Here is a 5,807-nt window from a genome sequence, read left to right as displayed (position 1 = left end):
ACAATGTGCGGCGCACGGTGCGGTTCGCCGCGGCGGTCCAGGCCGCGATGCAGGACGGCTACCGGGTCTTCGCCGAGCTGACAGCAGATTCCCTGCTCGACGCCCCTCTCGAACAGAACGCTCGCAGCCTCGACATCTCGGTGGCCGCTGTGGCCGGCATGCGACACGAGCGAGCGCTGCCGCACGGACTGCGCGGCCTCCTGGCGGATCTGCACAATGCGGGCGCAGCGGTCGACTTCTCCGCGCTCTATCCCAGCGGGCGACTGGTGGACGCGCCCCTGCCAACCTGGACGCACCGTCGGCTGCTGTTGGACCGCGACGATCAGCGATCCTCCGCCACCAACGGCGGATGCACTGTTTCGGTACACCCGCTACTGGGTGCGCATGTGCGCTTGCAGGAAGAGCCGGAGCGTCATGTCTGGCAAGGAGAGGTCGGCACCGCCGCCCAGCCGTGGCTGGATGACCACCAGATCCAAAGTGTCGCTGCGCTTCCGGCGGCGGCCCATTGCGAGATGGCGTTGGCCGCCGCGCACACGGTGCTGGGCGAGACTTCGGAAGTCCGCGATATCCGCTTCGAGCAGGCGCTGCCGCTAAATGAGCAGACCACGATCAGCGCTTCGGCGTCGTTGTCGTTCTCGGGCGTCGTCGAGTTCACGGTAGAGGCATTTCGGGGAGGCGAGAAAACCCGGCTTAGCAACGCAGTACTGCATGCCGCTGACGACGGACAACTCGCCGCGCACGACATTGCCGCGCTTATCGCCGCGCACCGGCAAAGTGCGGGTGGCGACGAGTTGCGTAAGCGCCTGGATGAGCGGGGCGCGAAATACGGTCCTGCGTTCTCCGTTATTGGCGCGGTGCACACCGGCGAAGGGGGCGGCAGCGTGCTGGCCGAGGTCGCGCTCCCCCGCCAAATCCGCTCCCACCAACACGGTTTCACCGCGCACCCAGCATTGCTGGAAGCCTGTTTTCACACGGTCGCGGCTCATCCGGCCATGCAGGCGGTTGGCGGGAGCGTGTTGGCGCTGCCGCACAGTATCCGCCGATTGCGGGCCTACCACTCGGCTCGCGACGCCCACTACTGCTACACACGCGTGTCGAAAGCCGACAGTTCCGGTATCGAGGCTGATCTCGAGGTGCTCGATGAGCACGGGGCAATCCTGCTCGCCGTGCAGGGGTTGCGATTGGACACCGGTCTCTCCGAGAAAGACAAGAAAGATCGGGTACTGGCCGAGCGGCTGTTGACCATCGAATGGCGCCAGCGTGAACTGCCCGACGTGGAATACGCTCATCCCGGAAGCTGGCTATTGATCAGCACCACCGCCGTCGCAGATGTTCTTGCCACCGATTTGCCCGACGCCCTGAAAAGTCACGGCTCGCAGTGCACCACCATGTCCTGGACGCCGCACGCTGACCACGCCGTGAACAGCCAACAGCTCCGACAACATCTGCTCCGCGGTGGGTTTACCGGCGTGGTGGTTCTCATGGGACCGCAAACCGGTGACGCCGTTGATCCCCTGATGGGCCGCGAGTGTGTTCAGCATCTGGTGCGGATCGTTCGCGAATTGCCAGATCTCCCGGGCGAGTCGTCTCGCCTGTACGTCGTGACCCGCACCGCCCAGACCGTGCTCGCAGGTGACGAACCGAACCTACAACAGGCCGGGCTCAGGGGTCTGATCCGAGTGGTCGGCACGGAGCATCCACACTTGCGCGTCACTCATGTCGATCTGGACGCCGACGCCGAAGCCGAAAATCTGGCCCGGCAACTTGAGAGCGGATCCGAAGAAGACGAAACCGCCTGGCGCAACGGCGACTGGTATACCGCGCGGTTGTCGCCCAGTCCGCTGCTTCCCGAAGAGCGTCGCACCACCGTAGCCGACCACGAGCGCGACGGGATGCGCCTGCAGATCCGCACACCCGGTGCCCTGGAGTCGATGGAACTCGTTGCTTGCGAACGGGTTGCGCCCGAACCGAAACAGATCGAGGTCGCGGTCAGCGCGTCCGGCGTCAATTTCGCCGACGTCCTCCTAGCGTCCGGTCGCCTCGCCTCGCCCGAATTCGACAGCCACCCACCGCAGCTCGGCACCGACTTCGCCGGGGTGGTGACAGCGGTCGGACCGGATGTGGCCGACCATAAGGTGGGCGATCATGTTGGTGGTCTGTGCCACACCGGCTCGTGGGGTACGTTCCTCGCCTGTGATGCGCGCGCGGCCGTCACTCTGCCGGCCGGCCTTTCTGACGAGCAGGCGGCCGCAGTGACCACCGCGACAGCGACAGCATGGTACGGCCTGCACGATCTCGCCCACATCGACGGCGGCGACAAGGTATTGATTCATTCCGGGACCGGTGGTGTCGGGCAGGCAGCAATCGCGATCGCCCGCGCGGCGGGAGCCGAGATCTTCGCGACGGCCGGTAGCGAGGAGCGCCGAGATCTGCTGCGCGGCATGGGTATCGAGCACGTTTACGACTCACGAAGCATCGAATTCGCCGACCTGATACGCTGCGACACCGACGGCTACGGCGTTGACATCGTGCTCAACTCGGTCACCGGCGCCGCCCAGCGCGCGGGGATCGAATTGCTCGCGCACGGCGGACGATTCATCGAGATCGGCAAACGTGGCAGCTACGGCGACATTCCATTGGGGCTGCTGCCGTCAGGACGCAACCTCGCGTTCTACGCCGTGGACCTGGCGTCGATGCCCGAGAGCCACCCACACCGACTGCGCAGGTTATTGAATAAGGTGTACGAACTCACCGCGGATGGCGTGCTGCCGGTGCCGCAGAGCACGCACTACCCGCTGGAGAAGGCCGCCACCGCAATTCGGGCGATGAGCGATGCCCAACACGCCGGAAAACTCGTGCTGGATGTCGCCCGCACCGGGTGCAGTCGTGTGACAGTGCCGCCGGCGGCGGCCCGGGTCTTCCGCGACGACGGCGCCTACATCATCACCGGTGGGCTCGGGAGCCTGGGTCTGTGCTTGGCCGAGAGGATGGCTTCTCCTGATTCCGGCGAGGGCTGCGGACGTATCGTGCTGTCTTCCCTCTCGCAGCCGACTCCCGAGGCCATGGACAGGATTGAGCGCATCCGTGCGATCGGCGCCGACGTTGTGGTGGAGTGTGGCGATATCGGCGAGGCAGCTACGGCTCAGCGTTTGGTCATGGCGGCGACGGCCACCGGCCTTGCGTTACGCGGGGTGGTGCATGCGGCGGCGGTGACCGAGGACGCCGCCGTGACCGATACCACCGACAAGCTCATCGAACGTAGCTGGGCGCCAAAGGTTTACGGCGCATGGAACTTACACCTTGCCACCGCTGGACAGCCGTTGGATTGGTTCTGCTCGTTCTCCTCGGCGGCCGCTCTGGTGGGCTCGCCTGGGCAGGGCGCCTATGCCGCAGCCAACAGCTGGCTGGACGCCTTCAGCCTGTGGCGGCGGGCGAAGGGCCTGCCGGCCAACGCCATCGCCTGGGGCCCGTGGGGCCCGTGGGCTCAGCTCGACGGCGCCACCACCGCGGATGATGTCGATATCGCCATTGCTGTCGACGAGGGCGCCTACGCGTTCGAAACGCTGCTGCGCCATGAGCGCGCCTACACCGGCTATGCGGTCATGGGCACTGCAGTGACCGCCTTCGCCCAGCACAGTCCTTTTGCCGAAGCGTTCCGCACAACCGGGCAAACCGCAATGGGCTCAAGCAGACTGCGTGCTGAGCTCGAGGGATTGCCCTTCGATGAGTGGCCCACCCGGCTGCTGAGCCTGATCTCCGACCAGGTCCGCCTGATCCTGCGTCGAAACGTGGATGTCGACCGGCCGCTCTCCGAGTACGGCATGGACTCACTGGGCGCGCTGGAACTGCGCACGCGCATCGAGACCGAAACCGGAATACGCATCAATTCCGCCGATCTCGTCGACATTGGCACCATACGCGGTTTGGCGGGAATGCTGTGCGAAAAGCTCGCAGGGTCAGGATGATTCGCCGTCCATTCCAACGGCTGCTTTGAATTACGTGCGCTCGCGCAACGTTGACGAGTTTAAGGGAAGGCTGATCAGTGCCACTGCGGATACTTCCTGCACGAACCTCCGTCGACAGCCGCGCATTCAACGGTGATGCGTGCCTGGACAATCGGCTCGCTTACGTGGACCAAGCCTTGTTCATGGGGCAGCGCGTCACCGGGCCGAAGCAAATCATGCAGGTCCTGTGGGTTTATGAGCATCCTCTTGATTTCGACGGGCTGAGGCGTTTTCACCACAATCTCGGTCATGGGTTGTTGGGAAGGCGCATCGAGCGTTCGCCGCTGCCGTTCGCCCGGTATCGGTGGGTCCTGGACCCCGGCCCAACGGACATCGAGATTGCGGAGCGCCCCCGCCCACGCGCTGAGGTCAGCGACTGGGCAGACGAACGCTCACAAATCCCGGTCGACCCGGAGTCTGGCCCCGGCTGGCATCTGGGCGTGCTTCCACTGACCGATGGCTCGACCGCGGTAAGCCTGGTGATTTCCCATTACGTGCTCGACGGTCTCGGACTTGTGGTGTCGGGAATTGAGGCCCTTTCGGGCATCACGCACGACCTTGGGTATCCACCGCCGCGTTCGCGCACTCGACTGCGCGCGCTGGTTGAGGATGCCCGCCAGACGGCGCAGCAAGCGCCTGAGGTTGGACGCGCGCTTGTCGCGGCGGCAAAACAGGCTCGTGATCAGCGGCAGAACGCGGCCCAACCACAGATATCGCGGCCGCCATCCCCCCGCGTAAGCGACCGGAACAACGTTGCAGACCCCGTTGTCGTCGTGCCGACCGTCACCGTCTTGGTCGACCTGGCTGAATGGGACGCCTGCGCGGAGGCGCTGGGCGGAACCAGTAAGACGCTGCTCGCCGGGTTCGTTGCGAAATTCGCGGAGCACGTGGGCCGCCGACGCGCCGGTGACGATACCGTCACGGTGCAACTCCCCATCAGCACCCGGGCCGAGGGTGACATGCGTGCAAACGCTGTGGCGTTCGCACGTGTCAGCGTCGATCCGACGCGAGTGACAACAGACCTGCGTGACGTGCGTGCCGCGATCAAGCAAGCGCTCGTGACCCTGCGGGAAACACCCGCCGAGGAGTCCGCGCGAGTCGCTTCGCTGATTCCTTTCATACCGAAACGCGTCTTGAAACGGCTGAGCGCACTGGATTACGCGATGCTCAGCGAAGCGCTTCCCGTGCTGTGCTCCAATCTTGGCGACTTGGGCTCGGTGGTGTGCCGCCTCGATGGCAGCGACGCCGAGTTCGTCACTGGGCGACTGGGTTTCCAACACCTAACGCAACAGTGGCTTGAGCGCACGGGTGGCCTGATGACTGTGCAGTCTTGGCGCCTGCACAGCAGAATCGTCATCAGCATCGGCGCCTACCAGCCGGGCGCCGAGAACACGAACCTGGCCATGCGTGAGTTGGCTGCGCGCTCGCTGGACGAGTTCAACCTGACAGGCGAAATCACCTAACGAATGGTCTCTGTCCGGCGTGCGACGCGACGCCGCGTTACGAACCCAGGGCGAGTTTGAGTTGTTCCCCGTACAAAGCGAGCGATTCGCTGGCCATCATGTCGTCATGGCCGCAGTCGACCGGATACACCGTAATGGCACCGGCTACGTGAGGGTCCCAGTTTTGTGGGTCTGATGACTCGTTGCCTTCGTCCCGCCGTGCGGAAAAGATGATCACATCGCCATCGAACACACCGGGCACATGTTCTCGCAGGTGCGACCCGTTCGAATTGTAATTCTCAACAACGAACTCGAAGATCGGGCGGGGCGGAAGAATTAACTCAACTGTCTTTCCCTGCTG

The 5,807-nt window shown here is 64.6% G+C and carries 3 protein-coding genes; 2 read left to right on the top strand and 1 reads right to left on the bottom strand.

The genetic code is table 11. The features are described from left to right. Nucleotides 1-3,965 (top strand): KR domain-containing protein (locus VFW69_RS23385; RefSeq protein WP_526505098.1); only part of this gene is annotated, 3,965 nt, incomplete at its 5' end. 182 nt (nucleotides 3,966-4,147) lie between these two features. Then, on the top strand, nucleotides 4,148-5,467 hold the full coding sequence (locus VFW69_RS23380) for a hypothetical protein (protein WP_526505096.1): 1,320 nt from the start codon (nucleotides 4,148-4,150) through the stop codon (nucleotides 5,465-5,467). A gap of 37 nt (nucleotides 5,468-5,504) precedes the next feature. Here the strand turns inward: VFW69_RS23380 and VFW69_RS23375 are convergent. After that, nucleotides 5,505-5,807, bottom strand: a 303-nt coding sequence (locus VFW69_RS23375) for a thioesterase domain-containing protein (protein WP_526505094.1), incomplete at its 5' end; no start/stop codon positions are given.

This window comes from Mycobacterium sp., assembly GCF_036273375.1.
Classification (GTDB): Bacteria; Actinomycetota; Actinomycetes; order Mycobacteriales; family Mycobacteriaceae; genus Mycobacterium.
This window is presented reverse-complemented; position numbering and strand designations above follow the sequence as displayed.